An 18504-nucleotide genomic window follows, 5' to 3' on the forward strand; every position below is an offset into this window, starting at 1 on the left:
AGTAAAGCAGAAACGAAAAAGCCGACAGTATCACTGTCGGCTTATCACTTATCAGCTAAAAAAACGCGAGTTATTTAGCAAAGTTCACAATAGGGAAACATGGCAGGAAGCCATTGTCTGCACAGTTGATCAGGCCAACTTGTACACCTTTAATTTGCTTGGTTTTGTTGAAGAAACCAACCTGAACGTTTGAGGTTTCAGACAGGTTTGCTGCACCGACATCAACCATAGTGTTACCTTCAGAGTAGTTAACGAAGCTCACGTTAGCCCCTTTAACATTATTGGTGATGTTTACGGCACCCAGGTTGACACCGGTAGTCTGGCCGGTGTTCCAGTTGAAGAAGCCCAGAGAAGCACCTTTCATTTCAGTGTTAACTTTGGAAGCACCGAAGAAACCCAGGTTGACACCGGTAGTGCGGTCAGTTTCTGACAGACCAACAACGGCGATATCAACACCTTTCAGCTCTGCGACTTTACCGTGCAGTGCCGCTACGCGTACACCGGCAACGGCATTTTCATCCGGAGCGTTGAAGTTTTTGATTGATGAGAACATGACAGGCGTCGCCGCGAAAGCAGAAGCTGAAGTAAGCGCCGCAACCACTGCAGCTGTAGTGAGAATTTTTTTCATAGTGACTCCAATGAGATTTTCCTCAGGTGAGTCATGGAAGCCGGGGGAAAGTTGGGCTTCCATGCACTCTCATTGGAGCATAGTATGTGTGACAAAGTGAATACTCAAGCCAACATTGTTAAATGTTTGCAAGGATTTTCATTCGCCCACTCAATCAAGCAGTCGCCATTTTCTATTTACAGGCGTTCTGATCCACCACTTGGTCAATGATGAGTTGGCCACGGCTATTACGGATCTTAAGCCGGTAAGTTACCCCCACTTCTAGGGCGTTTTTAATATCGTCACTACTACAGTACTGATTGAGACTGGCCTGCAGCAACTGCCTGGTTGGTTTGGCGGTTGGGGCGTCCTCGTTGTAAATCATCATGATTTCTATCGTGCTGCCATAGGCGTTAGCACGCATGATCGATAACGGGCCGCGCTCTATTGGCAGATTTGACGCCAGTAAGTTAGCCCGGCTGCTTGCCACCATTTCCAGCTGGCGCTGTTTTTCGGCACCGGATGAACAGCCGGCAGCCAGAAGGATCGTAGCCAGCAACGGGGTTAGGCGAACAAAGAGTTTATTCATCTCAGAACACTTTCTTAAATGGTTTGACGGTAACTTGAGCATAGACCCCGGCAGCCACATATGGATCCGCATCTGCCCAATCTTTTGCATCTTGCAAAGAATCAAACTCCGCGATAACAGTAGAACCGGTGAAACCGGCATCGCCTGGATTCTCAGCATCTATTGCAGGCATTGGACCGGCAGTCAGTAATCTGCCCTGGTCCTGTAGGGCTTGCAGGCGTTCCAGGTGAGCTGGACGTACACTGAGACGTTTTTCCAATGAGTTTTCTACATCTTGAGCAAAAATGACGTACCACATATGCTGTTCCTTTGTTTACGGGTGAGCGCCTTTAGGCGGCTTTTCCTGCTAATTTACTGAATCTATTCTAATTTGAAAGTAATATTTTGAATAAAATCGTAAAGTTAACCTTGGCTTAAAATAGGTCTGGGCTTACCTGCGCTGTCGATGGCAACATAGTTGAATGTTGCACCACATACCTGGAACCGGTCATACACACCGTCTTCTTTTACCGGTTTTACCCATACTTCAAGATTGATCGACATCGAAGTTCTGCCGATGCGGGTACATTCGCCGTAGCAACAGACCACGTCGCCGACTTTGACCGGCTTTTTAAATTCAATACTGGAAACCGATACGGTGACGATACGGCCAGCGGATATTTCTTTGGCCAGTATGCCGCCGGCCAAGTCCAACTGAGACATGATCCAGCCACCAAAAATATCACCGTTCGCATTAGTATCGGCAGGCATCGCCAGGGTGCGCAATAACATCTGTCCTCTGGGGGCATCGTGTTTTGAGGTGCTGATATTTTGGGTATGATTATTTTTACTCATATTGACATCCTAAAAAATCAAAACAGCGACCATAAGGTCGCTGTAAAATAAATAACGATTATACGAAGCGGACCAGGTAATGCCCAGCTTTATAGCCCAGTTAGTCGGCTGAAGTGTCTTTAGGTAACTGCTTGTAGATGTATATACCGGTCAGTAGAGTAAAGCCGAATGTGGCCGCCAGCAGGCCAAACACTTTAAAGTTGACCCATACATCAAGAGGCAGCTCAAACGCGACATATACGTTGAGTCCGGCACAGAAACTGAAAAAGCCTACCCATGCCCAGGTTATCTTGGTCCAGACACTATCGGGCAGCGTGATCTCTTTACCCAGCATGCCTTTAATGGCCGATTTACCAATTGCATGGCTGACCGCCAGGCCGATGGCAAAGACGGCGTACACAATCGTGACTTTCCATTTGATGAAGTTATCGTCGTGCAGAAAAATGGTCATGCCACCAAACAGGGCGACCATGATAAAAGTAATTAACTGCATCTTTTCGACTTTTTTGTACAGCACATAAGTCAGTACCACCTGAACCGCCGTTGCGGCGATCAATGCACCGGTAGCGACGTAGATATCGTACATCTTATAAAGGGCAAAAAAGATAATCAGAGGAATAAAATCAATAAGTTGCTTCATGTTTTGTTACAGCGCTATACAATGTTCTTCGTCACAGTCTAACCAAATATAGCTCAGGACAAAACCGTTAGAGATAAATTGATACAAATCCTCGGCCATGGCCGGTCGGTGTCCGGCGGATTCTCAGCCATGGAATCTGGTGTAATGGCATGAACGGTAAAGCTTTCTGACTATCGCCTCGTCGCGAGATATGTCAGGCAGGCTCAGGACATTTTGCGTGACAATGTTGCTGTACCGCTTCAATCAACGCCTGTTTTGTGGTCGGTTTCGACAATCGGCCGTCCATCAGTTCGGTGATCGTTTCCAGTTCCCTGGGGCCAGACTCACCCGATAGTGCCAAAATCGGCGTCTGGGGAAGAAACTCCCGAATAATTCGACTGGCAGCAAAACCATCCATGATCGGCATCTGAATATCCATCAGGATCAGGTCCACCTCTTGTTGCTTGAGCATGTTAATGGCCACCAGGCCATTATTGGCTTGCAACACTTCGATGCCTGCTTGCTGCAGGTAAAGCTGAACCAGTGAGCGTTGAACTTGCTTGTCATCGACCACAAGCACTCTTAACCGGTAGGCACTGAAGTCCGCCAGGCGGATTTTGCTCTCAGGTTGGGGGAAAGCATCAAGCTCTGGCAGTTGCAATACTGGAAATTCAAGTTGAAAGACGGTGTAGCGGCCGGGTTCTGACTGACAGCTAATTCGTCCGCCAAAAGCCTGCATAACCCGGTGGCAATAGCCCAAACCTAACCCGCTGCCGCCGCTCTTGTTGTACGAATAGAAGTCATCGAATATTCGGTCGATGATATCGGCAGGAACGCCAGGACCGGTGTCTTTGAACAGTACACGATTACCGAATTCGGATGTTTCTGTAGATACAAAGATCTCGCTCTTTGGATAGCTGTCGAAATAGTAGATGGCATTTCTGAGCAGATTAAATACGACAAAATTGAACAGGGTTTCATTGACGTTGATGGTAAAGTCGGCGCCCAGCTGCAAGTGAACACGCTGCTGGTCTTGAGGGTGGTCGAATCCATAGCGTTCAACGGCCTGTTGAATGGCGTGATGCACCGGTACCGGTGACAATGGCTCATGATCCAGTGATGAGTCGCTGACTTCTCTAAGGATAATATCAATCAGCTGTCTGCCTCGATCAACCGCATTGAGACCCGCGTCAATTTCATCTAATAGCTTAACTCTGCTGTTTGCTCCGCTAATTTCGCTCTGAAGTGCCTCAAACTTGAGCTGAACCTGAGCAAGCGGATTACGCATTTCGTGGGCAATAGAGGTCGCCAGAGCTTGAGACTGCTGTACTTTTCTGTCTGCATTAATGTAGCCCTGTACTTTGGCTAAGACGTTTTGCAGTGCATGGATCTCCTCATAAGAGAACAGTCGGCCGTTAGACTTAGAGGCTGAAACCAACAGGTGAGAGATGGTGGCGTCCTGGTCAAACAGAGGCAATACCAACGCTGTATCGCTGGCATTCATTCTCTGTTTCAGTTTTCTGAGGCGGTCGCGTATGCCGGTATCGGCGTACTCCTGTTGCGGGTCAATTTCCTCCGCCACTAGCACGTTACCCTCAGCTTTCAGATGATCGGTATAGAGCCGATGCTGGAGGTTGGTGGTGATCAGCTGTAGCTTATCGCCGGGAATATCCAGCAAACTGGCTAATTTAGTAATCGCTGCAGCAGTTGAATACTGGAAGTCTTGTTCCAAAGCCAGTATCTGTTCAACCGGCGAACTTCTGGTCTTGTAGAGCAACAGCGAGGATATTTGGCCGGTGATACGCAAGACGCTACGCCACAACAGCCCGATCGTTAAGCACAGTATGATGGTTGTGGCAAACTGGCCTGGCGCATCAAGCTCGAAACTGGCGGAGAGCAGCGCCAGGGGAAACGCAAAAATGGCGCCACAGAGTAGGTAGGATAGCGTTATATAGAACAGATACTTGCCGCTATAAAACCGGCTAGTGATCAGTGCATAGCCGACAAACAGCATTTCACTTATGGAGAGGGCCGGTGGTAACCAGGTAAGCGAGAAATCACCCCAAAAATAGGTCATGACCACCTGGACCGAAACCGTCGATAACATAAATACCAGAATACCGGCAATCATGTAGTTGGATTGCTGTTGGTTAATCCGCGGGGCTGATATTTTTATCGCGATCAGGTTAATGATAGTTAAGACAATTAAAATCACCACCATGGTGAAAAATAGACTGGTATAAGGACCAAAATGAATCACAAATTGACTGGGCCCTGATATATCAATACCGGAGATGGTAAGGCCGGGTACCAGGTTAATAATCAAAGCGACTGAAGTGAATAGTGAAAATATTCCTTTTTGATGACGTTTTATTCTGCTTCCTGACAACTTGGCTCTTAAAGCAGAAGAAAATAAATACGCGAAAGCAAAAGCACAATATGCGGTGATATTGGCAGCAGTCGCCATAACTATCGAGAAATTAGTGGAAACATAACTAATAAAACCAGTATGGAAAAAAGCATTGGTTAATATCCACAGCATTATATTTATAGAATAACATGCGTAATAAATATAGTGGCTTTTAAGGATGTAAATATTTTTACTGGTCAGAGAGTAAATGAAATAACCAAGCCAGTAAGCGACAACCAGGGCTATGGTCATCAGCGTTAAAGCCTTGGGGTACAATAACATGTCAAACCATGTATTGATGCTCATGACCACCTCTATGACTTCGCCTGACGGACATCACTCTTTTTATATATCCTTTATACTGGTGAGTTTCGAAATCTTGCTTCAGTTGCTGTATATTCCACAGGCCTTTACACGTGGTTTGTCTGGTGCCATCTATATTAAGGTGGCATACGGTAATAAACGAACCAGGGTCTAGTGTAGAATAATAATTTAGGATAAATGGATTCTCGGTAATAATAAAGGCAATTGTGTAATTCAATGCCAGAAGCTGGGCCGTTAAGCATTTTTGGCTTAAATAAAGCAAATACAATTTTAATTTATCACTACCTGAAACGGTCAGCCGGATAATCTCACATACACTTTGGTAGTTTCGCATGTTTTTCAGCAGGTCATTTTCGAATTTGGCACTGGAATCCGATTCAAAGTGGCAGTGGATAGGCAAAATGTCTTTTTTCCTGAGCAAATTTATATGTTGATTGCTAGAACAATAATGCCACTTATCGTTGCTGAAGAAAGGGGAGAAGTAGAGCCATTTATTGATATCGCTTCCAGATTGAATTTTCGCACTGGAATAAATCACCGGCTTTGACCACTCAGGGCGATGGGCACTCAGAACGAAATGGCAACCCGTTTGGGAGAGATCAAGCGCAAACAGCATTTCATACCACTTTTGCCCCTTAACCAGTACTTCCAGGTTGGCCAGCAATATTGCAGCACTGACAGGCATTTCCGCCGGGTGATGTGGGCTGATATATCGGCTCTGGTGCTGTTCTATGTTGTCTATAAGCCGTGATTGATAGCGGCTGTCGTCAAATTTCGCGGATTGTAACGTGGAGCTGGATTTGGTCTTCGCGGTTATTGGGTAGCGCTGTTTGATTTTTTCAATCAGGTACTGGCACCAGAACTCAGCCCAGTTACCACAGTAGTGACAAGCGTAGCGTTCCACCAGGTAGTACTCCGGAGGCCAGTGGCTGACGGCAGACCCCAGCAATTTAGCGTAATACTGTGATTGCAGACAGGTCGCAAGGTTACCGGAGCAGGACCAGGGAAACAGGCGACGTAGTTGATTGATTCTGTCATTGAGGATCTGCTCGAAAAAATCAGCGCCATATAACCGCTCCAGAGACGAAACGAGGGACAGCAGTGCCTCCCAACTCAAATGTTGGTCCCGATCGGTCAACGCTATATCGGATGGGGCAGAGCAATTCATGGCACTAATTCAGCGGGCTGGCAACTGGACTATAAAACTATATGCAAAAGATAGCAGATGAACTGGTTGCAATCTAGCCATTTTCTGTTATGCCAAACCAGGCGGGTATAGTGATAGGGTTGTCAGAAACGATTGGCAGGGCAAAAAAAACGCCCCGGGCTTAGCGGGGCGTTAGGCTATTGAAAGTGATTCAGACTCACTTAAACATTCTGCTCGTTGAGTGCTTGTTGAGCCTCTTCTTCATCAATCAGGGCATCGACGATAACGGCACACGCAGCATCACCCGTGATGTTCAGAGCAGTACGGATCATGTCAAAGATACGGTCCAGGGCAAACAGCAGTGGCAGACCTTCAATTGGAATGCCTGCGGCAAGCAGTACTGCCACCACCAGGAAAGAAGGTCCAGGAACACCAGCCTGGCCGACTGCACCTAGCGTAGAGGTAATAATGATCGCAACGTAGGCGCCCATAGACAGGTCAACATTAAACAGCTGGGCGAAGAATACCGCAACCAGGCCGTAGTAGATCGCGTTACCAGACATGTTGATGGTAGCGCCCAGTGGCAGTACAAATGATGCGGTAGAGTTGCGTACTTTAAGCTCGTGTTCAACGGTATCCATTGTCACTGGCAGAGTCGCCATAGAAGAGGCGGTAGACAGCGCAACTGCTTGAGGCTTCTTCATTGCCAGGATGAATTTCTTGGCTGAAGTCTTGGTAAAGATCTGTACCATCAGCGGGTAAACGACAAAGCCAAAAATCAGGATAGCAGCGGTATATACGACAAACAGTTTGAACACCACCATCAGTGCGCCAAATCCGAAAGTACCGACAGCTTCAGCCATAAGGCCAAATACACCGATAGGGGCAATGATCATGACTTTATTGATCATCCAGACCATGGCATCTACGATGCAGTTTACGCCATTGATGATAGGGTCACGTTTTTCTTTGGCCTGCTGAGAAATAGCAATACCGAAAAACATACAGAAAACCAGGATCTGCAGAATATTGGCTTCATTCAGTGACTGGAAAACGTTGGTTGGGATCATACCGATGACGGTAGCCCAGAAAGTAGGTAGTTCACCTTTAGAAGCGTATTCAGTTGAGAACATGCCCATAACGTCTGACAGATCGATACCCACGCCAGGCTGGAACATTTCCCCCATCAGCAGAGCTAGGGCTACAGCCAGCGCAGATGTGATGCCGAAATAAGCCAAAGTCGTCAGGCCTACTTTACCAGCCGATTGACTGTTGCCTAAGCCAGCAGCACCCGAAATCAGGGCGACAGCAACCAGAGGGATTACCAGCATCTTGATCAGGTTAATGAAGATGGCACCCAAAGGTGAGAACACAGATGCAGTTTCTCCCATCGCTGCACCGACGGCGGTACCCGCGATCATCGCGATGACCACCTGTACACCAATGTTGTTTAGCAAACTCTTTTCTTTTAACACTTTCATAACCTCTGTGCTAATTAATTGTGAATTTTCAGAATTACCATCCATCTAGTAGTGATACTATAGATAATAATTTCGCCTCGCTTTTTACACTTAATTTTTACAATTAGCAACTGAAGCACAGGATTATTGTTGGATCAATCGCTGTTTCTTTGACGAAAGCTAAGTTTGTGGCTTAAAAGCAAACGTTTGCTTTGTGATCTGGGCATCCATTCTCACCTTTGCTACAGGTCAAAATGGCAGCTTGGACGAGGTAAAATTGTTAACCAATTGATCGCCGGGAGCGGGGGAAGTCGCTTTAGGAAAAGGTAAAGTTCACGACTGGCGAAAATTAGCAGCAGGCGTCACATTTTGGTGCGCTGCCCATTCACAATGTAAACTATTTCACATTTTGTCTTACCTGAATATGTAACATTTGTGTTAACTGGCGGTTTCGGTATTGTGTTGAGACCGCTTTTTAGTGCCATTACTCAGCCGCTGTTTGCCGCTGACTTTCGTAAATGGATCGCTTAAATACCAATAACATAGAGGTCGAGTCATTATGATGAATCTTGCTGCTGCTCTGCAGCGAAATGCTGCGAGTAAACCCGACAAGATAGCTTTGATATGCGGTGACTTGAAGATCACCTACGCTCAGTTTGATGTAATTGTCAGCAAAATAGCCACGTCCTTAATCGATAGCGGTATACAGCCCGGGGATCGGGTTGCGCTGTCCTGCCCGAATGTGCCTTTTTTTCCGTTAGTGTACTTTGCGATTCAAAAAGCGGGTGCCGTGGCGGTACCGTTGAATGTGTTACTAAAAGCGAGAGAAATTAAATATCACCTTGAAGATGCCAGGGCCAAATTCTACTTCTGTTTTGAGGGTACGCCTGAGCTGCCGATGGCCAAGGAGGGCATGGAAGCCTTTGAGCAAGTCGAAGCGTGTGAAAACATGGTGGTCATGACCCAGGATCAGACCCGGCTTGAATTTTCAGGTCAGCCGACTCTGAACGCTTTTATCCAGGACGTTGAGCCATTGGCCGATTACGTTTCACGTAACGCTGATGACACCTGTGTCATCCTTTATACGTCGGGCACCACAGGTTTACCGAAAGGGGCAGAACTGTCACAACAGAATATTGTGATTAACGCCCTGATTGCGCAGAATATTATGGCGAGCCAGGCAGATGATGTGCATTTGGTCACTTTACCTCTGTTTCACACCTTTGGTCAGACGGTACACCTTAACGCCAGCGTGTTGAGCGGTGCGACGCTGGTGCTGGTGCCGAGGTTTGAACCCAAATTAGTACTGGAACTGATCGAAAAACATCAGGTTTCGCTATTTGCTGGTGTGCCAACCATGTATATCGGACTGCTCCATGCGGAACATCAATATGATATCTCTTCGCTTCGCATGGCGGTCAGTGGCGGCTCGTCATTGCCAACTGAAGTGTTCCGCGCTTTTGAAGCAAAATTTAATGTGCCGATCCTAGAGGGCTACGGCCTGTCGGAAACCAGCCCGATCGCCTGTTTTAACCACTTAGATCAGGAGCGCATTCCTGGCTCGGTCGGTCAGCCGATTCAGGGGGTGGAAGTCAAAGTGGTCGACCTTGAGGGCAATACCCTTCCGGCAGGTGAAGAAGGCGAGATTGTGGTCCGCGGACACAACGTAATGAAAGGCTATCTGGGCCGTCCGGATGCGACAGAATCGGCTTTGAAAAATGGCTGGTTCCATACCGGTGACGTTGGCCGCTTTGACCAGATGGGTAACCTGTACATCGTTGATCGGATGAAAGATTTGATCATTCGCGGCGGCTTTAACGTCTATCCTCGAGAAATTGAAGAGGTCTTTATGACCCATCCCGCAGTAGCCATGGTGGCCGTCATCGGTATTCCTAATGCGGAATACGGTGAGGAAATCAAAGCCTATGTGGTGCTGAAACCCAATCAAGAGCTTGACGCGACAGAACTTCAGGCGTGGGGTAAAGCGCAACTGGCAACCTATAAATACCCACGTTTTGTCGAGATACGCCAACAGTTACCGATGAGTGCAACCGGTAAGATATTAAAGCGTGAGCTGAAATCTGAACTAGAAGTTGCATAGCGGTTGATATCAGAACAATAGCCAGCCTTTATTGAGGCTGGCTTTTTTTGTGGCTAAACCATCTTCCAACATGGCGTCGGCTGTCGTTATAGAAACAGACAAGGTTATTGAGGGGGACGCTGTGCAACTAAGTTTAAGAAATCGAGAGTTACAATCCAGAGCGGTGCATAATCCAAGGTCGTTACACAGTAACGTGAACCGGCTGTATCGCTATTTCAGACCAAGTTCGCGTGTGGGCAGAGATTTATCAGCGCTAACCGTAGCGATGTTAGCGCTGGTAGGGAGGAGTGTGAAACTACGCAGTTTCGGTTGAGATAGCGTTATCGGCTTTGGAGCGACGACCATATACCGTCAGGGCAAACGCGCAGGCAAACATGCTGACGCTGTAAACGATAATCGGCACTGACATCGCATTCGAGCCGAGCAGAGTGACACTCACCATCAGTGCCAGAGTGCTGTTTTTAACGCCAAGCTCGACACCTATGGTCAGGCCATCCTGTGATGGCAGCTGGCTAAATTTTGCAATCAACACTCCGGCGACAATACCGACGATGTTCAGTGTTATGGCGGCCGCGCCCGCTTGTAGCAGTAAATTAACCAGGTTTGCGCCAATGTCATAGAGAATGCTGACTACCAGCAATAGCAAGGTAATCCCGCCCAGTTTGTTGACCCAATTTTCGGCTTTGACAGACCAATTTGGCCAGAAGTAGCGAATAAACATGCCGACAATGACGGGAACGAGCACTACCGCCACCATCATGGTGATCATTTGCCCGACAGGAAGCGTGATGGCCACTGATTCGGTGCTGAATACTTCCAGCGCATAACCGGTCGCAACGGGCAGGGTAATGATGGTGATCAGGCTGGCGATGACGGTGAGCATGATAGACAAAGCCACATTGCCTCGCGCCAGTAACACAAACAGATTCGAGGCGGTGCCTCCCGGACAAGCGGCGATGACTACCAGGCCGACGGCGATTTCGGGCGGTAGTTGGAATCCCCAGGCGAGGAGGAAAGCCACCATTGGCATGCCGATGATCTGGCTGATGCTGCCTAATATCAGTCCTTTAGGCTTTTGAGCAACCTGGCGAAAGTCATTGATGGTTAACGTCATACCAATTCCCATCATAATAATGATTAAAGAAATAGGTAAACCGATTGAGATGATTGGATTGGATTCCACAATTGCCTCCTGCATAGAATCTTATTAGGTAGCCGGAGCAAAGTGGCGACTTGATTACTCCAGCTGTTTTAGGTACTCCTCCATTTGTTGCGGTTTCAAAATGGTGATGTACCCATATTTCAGGCCGATGAGGCCTAAACTTTCGAACTTTTTTAAAATCTTATGCACGCTCTGCCGGGTTAATCCCATCATGTTGGCAATATGTTCCCGCGTCACGCGCACTACATACGGACCGGCGCTGACCGGTTGGTTATGTTGATACTCGGCGAGCAGTAGTAACCTTCTGCCGATGCGCTCTTCAATCCCTCTGATCGCGTCATCTTCGATAACGGAAATCGCCGTCCACAACCTGCGGCTCAGCAGATCGAGCACCACCGGATAACTTTGCGGATACTTGGCCAACAGCTGGCGAAATTTATCCCCCGGCAGTTCAAGTAGTGTCACATCCGAGTGAGCGGTGGCACCAAACACCCGTGGCATACCCGGGGAAAAGACGTTGTCACCAAACCAGCTCCCCGCTTCGAAAATCATCAAGGTCACTTCTTTGCCAGTTGAACTGACCGAGTTGATGCGCACCGAGCCTTGGCCAATGACCATTAACGCGCAGTGTTGGTCACCTTTACTGCAAATCAGCGCTTTTTCATCAAAGTGCCTGGTGCGAGTGATCTGCATTGCTTCGTCGATACCTTCCGGCAGTAGGCCGGCCAATACCGGGCATTTTTGTAACAATCCTTTAACATCTTTCATGTCGATACCTTACTGCATCTCGCTTGAGTCGAATGTAAACGAATTAACATTTAAATAACAATTTGTGTGGTTTCATTTGCCCTGAACCCATTAGTAGGACGAATAATATGAAGGAACATAACCCGCCTTTGGCCAGTTTTACCCATATGGAGCAGGGCACTAAAAAAGACTGGCAGATCATTGCCCAGCAATTTGTCGATTATGCGGCTGATTTACCAGATAGGATCATGGCGCACCTACAGCTGCTCGACGGTGATTTCGGTGGTTTCCAAGTCGATCGGCTCACCCATTCACTGCAAAGTGCGAGCTTGGCCTATCGTGACGGGAAAGACGAAGAATACGTTGTCTGTGCGCTGTTACACGATATTGGCGACACGCTCGGTTCGTACAACCATGCTGATATTGCGGCGGCGATACTGGAGCCATTTGTGAGTGAACAAAACCACTGGATGATTAAGCATCACGCTATCTTTCAGGGCTACTACTTTTTTCATCACCTTAATATGGATCGCGATTTGTACCAAGCGTATCAAGACCATCCGGCCTACCAGCGCACCATTGAGTTTGTTAGCAAATATGACGCGCCGGCATTTGATCCTGAAATGGAAACATTACCGCTAGAGTTTTTTGCACCTATGATTCGCGAGGTGTTCGCCAAACCTTTGAAATCACTCTACAAAACCGCCCGTGACGAATTTCAGGACTAACGAAGAAGGAATCTATCATGAAACAATCTTTAAGAGAGCAAGTTTCAGAGCAAGAGTGGCAGTTACGTGTCGAACTTGCGGCGTGTTATCGTTTGATCGCTCATTTTGGTTGGGACGATCTGGTTTTTACCCATATCAGCGTGCGGATTCCCGGGCCAGACAATCACTTTCTGATCAACCCGTATGGTCTGATGTTTGATGAAATTACCGCGTCTGATTTGATTAAAGTTGACCAGCACTGTAACAAGTTGTCCGAAAGCCCGCATCCGGTTAATCCGGCCGGATTTACTATCCACAGCTGCATTCACGATGCACGCCATGATGTCGGGTGTGTTATCCATACCCACACGCGCGCGGGCGTTGCCGTCAGTGCGCAAAAAGCGGGCATTTTGCCAATCAGTCAGCAATCGACGTTGGTGCTTTCATCGCTGGCGTATCACGATTACGAAGGCGTTGCGGTACGCGAGGATGAAAAGCCGCGTATCCAGCAAGACCTGGGGCAATCGACCTACCTGGTGCTGCGCAATCATGGTTTGCTTACCGTAGGAGCGTCGGTTGCAGATGCCTTTTTGGCTATGTACGCGCTGGAAACCACCTGCCAGGTACAACTAGCCGCGCAGTCCGGTGGCCATGAGCTGATCCACATCGAGCAAGATGTAGTCAACTCAATCGGCAAAGCACTAGAAGTGCAGGGGTTGGATGGGGCGTTTATCTGGCCGGCGCTGATGCGCAAACTGGATCGAATTGATCCGCGTTATAAAGATTAATCCCAGCCAATATAAAAAACGCCCACAGATGTTTAACTGTGGGCGTTTTGTTAATCGTTACAGGCAAATAATTGCGCGGGACTAGTTTTGTGTTGCCGCCTTCATGGCCGTCACAAACTCAGCTAACTTCGCCAGCATAGCTTGCGGTTCCGCCTGGTGCTGCTCAATAATCTTCACCACCGCCGAGCCAGAAATGGCCCCGGCTGCGCCGGATTTGATTGCTTCGGCAACTTGCTCTGGTTGAGAGATACCAAACCCCAGCAGCGCCGGTGGCGCGCTAAACTGCTCCAGTTTATTCAGCATATCGCCGACAGGCATATTTGCCTGGGTTTCTGCTCCGGTTACCCCGGCTCGGGACAGCAGGTAAGTGTATCCGCCGCCTAGCTCTGCGACAGAATGCAAAGTTTCATCACTGGCGGTTGGCGGAGCAATGAAGATCGGATGCACGCCATGCTTTTTCGCTGCGGCAACAAAATCACCACTTTCGTTGGTCGGGACATCGGCAATCAGTACCGAATCAATGCCAGCCTCGGCACAACGCTGATAAAAGTTATCAACTCCGCGCGAGTACACCAGGTTAGCGTACATCAACAGGCCAATCGGCAGCTCAGGGTACTGGGCGCGGATTTTGCCGATTTGTTCAAAACAGATATCTGGTGTGGTGCCGGCATCCAGCGCCCGTATATTGGCACCCTGGATGGTCGGGCCGTCCGCCAGTGGATCGGAGAACGGGATCCCCAGCTCCAGCGCATCGGCGCCAGCTTCCACCAGCGTTTGCATAATCTGTAACGACAGCTCCGGGTTGGGATCGCCCACGGTGACAAAAGGAACGAATGCGCCCTGTCCGGCTTGGTTCAGCCGGGCAAATAAAGCTTGATAACGGTCCATTAAATCGCTCCTTTTTGTTCTAGAATGTCGTGTACAGTGAAGATGTCTTTATCGCCACGGCCGGACAGGTTGACCACCAGTAGCTGTTCTTTATCCGGGTTTTCACGCGCCATGCGCAGCGCATGGGCCAGCGCATGGGAAGACTCCAGCGCCGCAATAATGCCTTCATTACGTGCTAATTCCTGAAACGCTTCAAGCGCCTCATCATCGGTGACACTGTCATATTCAGCGCGGCCAATGGCATTCAGGTAGGCGTGTTGTGGCCCGACAGACGGGAAATCGAGGCCGGCGGAGACCGAATAGGACTCTTCCACCTGGCCATTTTCATCCTGCATTAGCGGGGCTTTCATGCCAAAGAAGATGCCGGTTTTACCGTGCTTCAATGGCGCGCCGTGTTGGTCGGTATCGATGCCTTTGCCGGCGGGCTCGACGCCAATCAGGCGAACATTCTCTTCGTCGATAAAGTCAGCAAACATACCAATCGCGTTTGAACCACCGCCCACGCAGGCGATAACCGCATCCGGCAGGCGTCCTTCACGAGCCAGGATCTGGTTTTTGGTCTCTTCACCGATCATGCGCTGAAATTCGCGCACAATGGTCGGGAACGGGTGAGGACCGGCAGCGGTACCCAGCAGGTAGTGCGCCGTCTCATAGCTGCCAGACCAGTCACGCAGCGCTTCGTTACAGGCATCTTTCAAGGTTGCCGAACCTGAATGAACAGGAATGACCTCGGCACCCATCAGTTTCATCCGGAAAACATTCGGGCTCTGACGCTCAACATCTTTGGCGCCCATGTAAACCCGGCATTTTAGGCCGAGCAGGGCACAAGCCAGTGCTGTCGCAACGCCGTGCTGACCGGCACCGGTTTCAGCAATGATTTCGTGTTTGCCCATCCGTTTGGCAAGCAGTGCCTGGCCCAGTACCTGGTTGGTTTTATGCGCACCGCCGTGCAATAGATCTTCCCGTTTCAGGTAGAGCTTGGTTTTGGTCCCTTTGGTCAGGTTGCGGGTCAGCGTCAGCGCGGTCGGTCGGCCGGCATACTCTTGCAGCAGCCCCATAAATTCGCTCTGAAATTCTGGATCCTGCTGGGCGTCGATAAAAGCCTGTTCCAGCTGCTCAAGCGCCGGGACGAGGATCTGTGGTACGTACTGGCCACCATACTCGCCAAAATAGGCATCAAGTTTTGCCATAGTGTTAATTCCTTACATCGATACGGGCCTGCTTGCCACGTAGAGAAACTTGCGGTTAAATCTTTAACGTTTTTAAAAATTAATAATCTCGAATGGCTGCGAACGCTTTGTGCAGCTTATCTGAATCTTTTTTGCCCGGCTCACTTTCTACTCCGGAGTTGAGATCCAGGCCGATGCAAGCGAGTTGAGCTGCTTGTTTAACGTTGTCCGGGTTCAGGCCGCCTGCCAGCATGATCTCCCCGGGTTGGTCGAGCAGTTGCCAGTCAAATGACTGACCGGTGCCGCCAGACTGGCTGCCAACCTGAGCATCCAGCAGGTGGCGATCAATATTGCGTTCCAGCAGTTGGGGCAGCTTGCCTGCCACACCATACGCTTTCCAGAGCTGGATTTTATCACTAAGCGCCTGCTTCAGTTGATCCACATAGGCCTGGTCTTCGTCACCGTGCAGCTGCACCGCAAACAGACCGAGTTGCAAAGCGGTGTCGGCCACCAGTTGCAGTGGCTGATTCTGGAATACGCCAACGTAATTAAGCGGCGCGCCACTCATGGTCAGCCGGGCGGTTTCGCTGTCGACGCAGCGCTTGGACTGCTCGGCAAAAATAAGGCCGCCATAGACGGCACCAGCCTGATACGCTTTGGCGGCATCGTCCGGGTGCGTCAGGCCGCACACCTTGTTCTGGCCCAGTATCACTTTGCGCACCGCCAGTTCCAGGTTGTCTTCTGCCATCAGTGAGCTGCCGATCAGAAAGCCATCGGCAAATTGGGCCAGATCCCGTACCTGCTGGTGGGTATAGATGCCGGACTCGGAAATCACGGTGGCATCCGGTGCCAGTTCACGCACTTTCGGTGCCAGCTGCTTGGTGCGGTCCAAATCGGTCGACAAGTCGCGCAGGTTGCGGTTATTGATGCCGATCACCTTAGCCTCCAGCGCGGCCGCGCGGTGCAACTCTTCTTCGTTGCTGACTTCGGTCAGTATGCCCATCTTCAGTGAGTGGGCAACGTCGGCTAGTTGTCGATACTGCTCGTCATTGAGTACTGACAGCATCAGCAGAATCGCATCGGCCTGATAATGACGCGCCAGGTAAACCTGGTAAGGGTCGATCATAAAGTCTTTGCACAACACGGGCTGGCGAACTTTCGCTTTCACCTGAGGCAGGAAGTCGAAACTGCCCTGGAAGTATTTTTCATCGGTCAGCACAGAGATCGCGTTGGCGTGGCCGTCGTAAACCGATGCAATGTAATCTAAGTTGAAGTCATCGCGGATCAGCCCTTTTGAAGGTGACGCTTTTTTGCATTCCAGAATAAACGCCGTTTGCGGTCCGGACAATGCCTGGTAGAAATCACGATCAGACGGCGTTAACTCTGGCTGAAACTGTTCCAGCGGCTGAGCCTGCTTGCGCTCGGCAACCCACTGAACTTTGTCTTTGACAATTTTGGCCAGTACTTCTGCCATCTGGGTGTCTTGCACCGATACGTGTTCTGACAGCTTTTCGCTTGTTGTTGCCATGATTAACCTCGTTGTGCCAGCTGTTGTACCAGCTCATAGGCACGTCCTGAATTCATTACTTCCAGCGCCTTAGTGGTGTTGGCCTGCAGATCTTCCTGGCCGAACAGACGCATCAGCAGCGCCACATTAACGGCAACAGCACTCTGTTGTGCCAGGGTTCCTTTACCGGTCAGGATATCAGTAATGATGGTCCGGTTCAGCGCTGGATCGCCACCTTTTATCGCTTCTAGCGGATAGGTCTCGACGCCGAAATCAGCCGGTGTCAGGGTGTAGTAGTGAATCTGGCCTTCGCGGATTTCCGCGACTTTGGTTTCGCCGTGAATGGCGACTTCATCCAGACCGCTACCATGGACCACAGCGGCGCGTTTCATACCCATCTGCAGCATGGTTTCCGCGATAGGCTTGATCAACTCTTCGCTGTAGACACCCATCAGCTCGATATTTGGCCGTGCCGGGTTAATCAGCGGGCCGAGAATATTAAAAATGGTACGGGTTTTTAACGTCTGACGTACCGGCATGGCATGGCGGACACCGCCGTGGTACTGAGGCGCGAACAGGAACGCCACGCCGAGATCGTCGATGGCCTGGCGGGTGTCTTCCGGGCTCATGGCCAAATTGATGCCGAATGAATCGAGCAGATCCGACGAGCCCGATTTGCTTGAAACACTGCGGTTACCGTGTTTGGCCACTTTCAGCCCACAGGCTGCGGCGACAAACGCCGCCGTGGTGGAGATGTTGATGGTGTCATGGCCGTCACCACCGGTGCCGACTATATCGGCAAAGTCGTAATCCGGGCGTGGAAACGGCTTGGCATTGGCCAGCAGCGCTTTAGCGGCACCGGTAATTTCGTCCGGTGTTTCACCTTTAATTTTCAGTGCGGTTAACACCGCGGACATCAAAATCGGGTCCATTTCGTCGCGGATAATCAGGTCAAACAGTTGTTGGCTTTCCTGCTCAGTTAACGATTGCTGCTGGTATAATTTATTGATGATAGCTTGCATGATTTCTCTCCCTGAATTTAAGCCGCTGCGCCGGTTAAGGCCCAGTCAATCGCGTTGGCGAGCAAGGTGGCGCCATAAGTCGTCATGATGGATTCCGGATGGAACTGGAAACCACACACTTTGTCCTGTTCGTTCACTACTGACATCACCAGGCCATCGACCTCAGCCGTGATGGTCAGACTGTCCGGCACTTTTGTCGCAACCAGAGAGTGGTAACGGGCGATCGCCAGCGGTGAGGGTAAGCCTTGATACGTGGCGTGCTGCTGGTGTTCCATCATCGACACTTTACCGTGAATGATCTCGCCGGCACCGGCCACTGTGCCGCCGTATGCTTCGACAATCGCCTGATGACCGAGGCAGATGCCAATAATCGGCACTTTACCTTTTACCCGCTGGATCAGCTCCGGCATGCTGCCCGCTTCG

General features: G+C 49.7%; 18 protein-coding genes. 3 read left to right on the forward strand and 15 right to left on the reverse strand.

From position 1 onward, the window contains the following. Positions 1 to 70: 70 nt before the first annotated feature. The 8 genes from ACQY6F_RS10610 to ACQY6F_RS10645 all read right to left on the reverse strand — a co-directional run bounded on the left by ACQY6F_RS10610 (position 71) and on the right by ACQY6F_RS10645 (position 8011). The gene (locus ACQY6F_RS10610) at positions 71 to 628 is read right to left on the reverse strand and encodes a VC2662 family protein (RefSeq protein WP_428774244.1); all 558 of its coding nucleotides are present in this window, start codon (positions 626 to 628) and stop codon (positions 71 to 73) included. Positions 629 to 800: 172 nt separating this feature from the next. After that, positions 801 to 1196, reverse strand: a complete 396-nt coding sequence (locus ACQY6F_RS10615) for a GspS/AspS pilotin family protein (protein WP_428774245.1) — start codon at positions 1194 to 1196, stop codon at positions 801 to 803. A gap of 1 nt (position 1197) precedes the next feature. Then, a complete protein-coding gene (locus tag ACQY6F_RS10620; protein ID WP_428774246.1) occupies positions 1198 to 1494 on the reverse strand; it encodes a YciI family protein in 297 nt (98 codons plus the stop codon). Positions 1495 to 1598: 104 nt separating this feature from the next. Continuing rightward, positions 1599 to 2030, reverse strand: a complete 432-nt coding sequence (gene yciA / locus ACQY6F_RS10625) for an acyl-CoA thioester hydrolase YciA (RefSeq protein WP_428774247.1) — start codon at positions 2028 to 2030, stop codon at positions 1599 to 1601. A gap of 100 nt (positions 2031 to 2130) precedes the next feature. Further along, positions 2131 to 2670, reverse strand: a complete 540-nt coding sequence (locus ACQY6F_RS10630; protein ID WP_428774249.1) for a septation protein A — start codon at positions 2668 to 2670, stop codon at positions 2131 to 2133. 193 nt (positions 2671 to 2863) lie between these two features. Beyond that, positions 2864 to 5365, reverse strand: a complete 2502-nt coding sequence (locus tag ACQY6F_RS10635) for a hybrid sensor histidine kinase/response regulator (protein WP_428774251.1) — start codon at positions 5363 to 5365, stop codon at positions 2864 to 2866. Next, positions 5343 to 6551, reverse strand: a complete 1209-nt coding sequence (locus ACQY6F_RS10640; protein WP_428774253.1) for an acyl-homoserine-lactone synthase — start codon at positions 6549 to 6551, stop codon at positions 5343 to 5345. Before ACQY6F_RS10640 ends, ACQY6F_RS10635 begins: the two co-directional genes overlap by 23 nt. A 200-nt stretch (positions 6552 to 6751) precedes the next feature. Continuing rightward, on the reverse strand, positions 6752 to 8011 hold the full coding sequence (locus ACQY6F_RS10645; protein WP_428774255.1) for a dicarboxylate/amino acid:cation symporter: 1260 nt from the start codon (positions 8009 to 8011) through the stop codon (positions 6752 to 6754). Positions 8012 to 8549: 538 nt separating this feature from the next. Here ACQY6F_RS10645 and ACQY6F_RS10650 point away from each other — a divergent pair. Beyond that, positions 8550 to 10091 carry a long-chain-fatty-acid--CoA ligase gene (locus ACQY6F_RS10650; RefSeq protein WP_428774257.1) on the forward strand — a complete coding sequence of 514 codons (1542 nt, stop codon included), beginning with the start codon at positions 8550 to 8552 and terminating at the stop codon, positions 10089 to 10091. 295 nt (positions 10092 to 10386) lie between these two features. Here the strand turns inward: ACQY6F_RS10650 and ACQY6F_RS10655 are convergent, their stop codons facing one another. Beyond that, the gene (locus tag ACQY6F_RS10655) at positions 10387 to 11274 is read right to left on the reverse strand and encodes a bile acid:sodium symporter family protein (RefSeq protein WP_428774258.1); all 888 of its coding nucleotides are present in this window, start codon (positions 11272 to 11274) and stop codon (positions 10387 to 10389) included. A 54-nt stretch (positions 11275 to 11328) separates the two neighbouring features. Next, the gene (locus ACQY6F_RS10660; protein WP_428774259.1) at positions 11329 to 12021 is read right to left on the reverse strand and encodes a Crp/Fnr family transcriptional regulator; all 693 of its coding nucleotides are present in this window, start codon (positions 12019 to 12021) and stop codon (positions 11329 to 11331) included. Between the two features lie 107 nt (positions 12022 to 12128). Here ACQY6F_RS10660 and ACQY6F_RS10665 point away from each other — a divergent pair, with 107 nt between their 5' ends. Both ACQY6F_RS10665 and ACQY6F_RS10670 read left to right on the forward strand, forming a co-directional pair. Further along, a complete protein-coding gene (locus tag ACQY6F_RS10665; RefSeq protein WP_428774261.1) occupies positions 12129 to 12728 on the forward strand; it encodes an HD domain-containing protein in 600 nt (199 codons plus the stop codon). Positions 12729 to 12745: 17 nt separating this feature from the next. Next, positions 12746 to 13495 (forward strand): class II aldolase/adducin family protein, encoded by a 750-nt coding sequence (locus tag ACQY6F_RS10670; RefSeq protein ID WP_428774262.1) that lies wholly within the window; start codon positions 12746 to 12748, stop codon positions 13493 to 13495. An 81-nt stretch (positions 13496 to 13576) separates the two neighbouring features. Here the strand turns inward: ACQY6F_RS10670 and trpA are convergent, their stop codons facing one another. From trpA to ACQY6F_RS10695, 5 genes are all read right to left on the reverse strand, one after another. Continuing rightward, on the reverse strand, positions 13577 to 14383 hold the full coding sequence (trpA, locus tag ACQY6F_RS10675) for a tryptophan synthase subunit alpha (protein ID WP_428774264.1): 807 nt from the start codon (positions 14381 to 14383) through the stop codon (positions 13577 to 13579). Next, the gene (trpB, locus tag ACQY6F_RS10680; protein WP_428774265.1) at positions 14383 to 15573 is read right to left on the reverse strand and encodes a tryptophan synthase subunit beta; all 1191 of its coding nucleotides are present in this window, start codon (positions 15571 to 15573) and stop codon (positions 14383 to 14385) included. Before trpB ends, trpA begins: the two co-directional genes overlap by 1 nt. A gap of 79 nt (positions 15574 to 15652) precedes the next feature. Beyond that, the gene (gene trpCF, locus ACQY6F_RS10685; protein ID WP_428774266.1) at positions 15653 to 17080 is read right to left on the reverse strand and encodes a bifunctional indole-3-glycerol-phosphate synthase TrpC/phosphoribosylanthranilate isomerase TrpF; all 1428 of its coding nucleotides are present in this window, start codon (positions 17078 to 17080) and stop codon (positions 15653 to 15655) included. Between the two features lie 2 nt (positions 17081 to 17082). Beyond that, positions 17083 to 18081, reverse strand: coding sequence for an anthranilate phosphoribosyltransferase (gene trpD / locus ACQY6F_RS10690; protein ID WP_428774267.1), 999 nt, complete (start codon positions 18079 to 18081; stop codon positions 17083 to 17085). Between the two features lie 17 nt (positions 18082 to 18098). Then, positions 18099 to 18504, reverse strand: a 406-nt coding sequence (locus tag ACQY6F_RS10695) for a glutamine amidotransferase-related protein (protein ID WP_428774269.1), incomplete at its 5' end; no start/stop codon positions are given.

Source organism: Vibrio sp. (genome assembly GCF_050299255.1).
In the GTDB taxonomy this organism is placed as follows: Bacteria; Pseudomonadota; Gammaproteobacteria; order Enterobacterales; family Vibrionaceae; genus Vibrio.

What these genes read in the sequence shown, in the direction of transcription:
- ACQY6F_RS10620 (WP_428774246.1), bottom strand. Translation starts at nt 1,494, where the DNA reads ATGTGGTACGTCATTTTTGCTCAAGATGTAGAAAACTCATTGGAAAAA.
- ACQY6F_RS10650 (WP_428774257.1), top strand. Translation starts at nt 8,550, where the DNA reads ATGATGAATCTTGCTGCTGCTCTGCAGCGAAATGCTGCGAGTAAACCC.
- ACQY6F_RS10670 (WP_428774262.1), top strand. Translation starts at nt 12,746, where the DNA reads ATGAAACAATCTTTAAGAGAGCAAGTTTCAGAGCAAGAGTGGCAGTTA.
- trpB (WP_428774265.1), bottom strand. Translation starts at nt 15,573, where the DNA reads ATGGCAAAACTTGATGCCTATTTTGGCGAGTATGGTGGCCAGTACGTA.
- ACQY6F_RS10610 (WP_428774244.1), bottom strand. Translation starts at nt 628, where the DNA reads ATGAAAAAAATTCTCACTACAGCTGCAGTGGTTGCGGCGCTTACTTCA.
- trpCF (WP_428774266.1), bottom strand. Translation starts at nt 17,080, where the DNA reads ATGGCAACAACAAGCGAAAAGCTGTCAGAACACGTATCGGTGCAAGAC.
- yciA (WP_428774247.1), bottom strand. Translation starts at nt 2,030, where the DNA reads ATGAGTAAAAATAATCATACCCAAAATATCAGCACCTCAAAACACGAT.
- ACQY6F_RS10665 (WP_428774261.1), top strand. Translation starts at nt 12,129, where the DNA reads ATGAAGGAACATAACCCGCCTTTGGCCAGTTTTACCCATATGGAGCAG.
- ACQY6F_RS10660 (WP_428774259.1), bottom strand. Translation starts at nt 12,021, where the DNA reads ATGAAAGATGTTAAAGGATTGTTACAAAAATGCCCGGTATTGGCCGGC.
- ACQY6F_RS10630 (WP_428774249.1), bottom strand. Translation starts at nt 2,670, where the DNA reads ATGAAGCAACTTATTGATTTTATTCCTCTGATTATCTTTTTTGCCCTT.
- ACQY6F_RS10635 (WP_428774251.1), bottom strand. Translation starts at nt 5,365, where the DNA reads ATGAGCATCAATACATGGTTTGACATGTTATTGTACCCCAAGGCTTTA.
- trpD (WP_428774267.1), bottom strand. Translation starts at nt 18,081, where the DNA reads ATGCAAGCTATCATCAATAAATTATACCAGCAGCAATCGTTAACTGAG.
- trpA (WP_428774264.1), bottom strand. Translation starts at nt 14,383, where the DNA reads ATGGACCGTTATCAAGCTTTATTTGCCCGGCTGAACCAAGCCGGACAG.
- ACQY6F_RS10615 (WP_428774245.1), bottom strand. Translation starts at nt 1,196, where the DNA reads ATGAATAAACTCTTTGTTCGCCTAACCCCGTTGCTGGCTACGATCCTT.
- ACQY6F_RS10640 (WP_428774253.1), bottom strand. Translation starts at nt 6,551, where the DNA reads ATGAATTGCTCTGCCCCATCCGATATAGCGTTGACCGATCGGGACCAA.
- ACQY6F_RS10645 (WP_428774255.1), bottom strand. Translation starts at nt 8,011, where the DNA reads ATGAAAGTGTTAAAAGAAAAGAGTTTGCTAAACAACATTGGTGTACAG.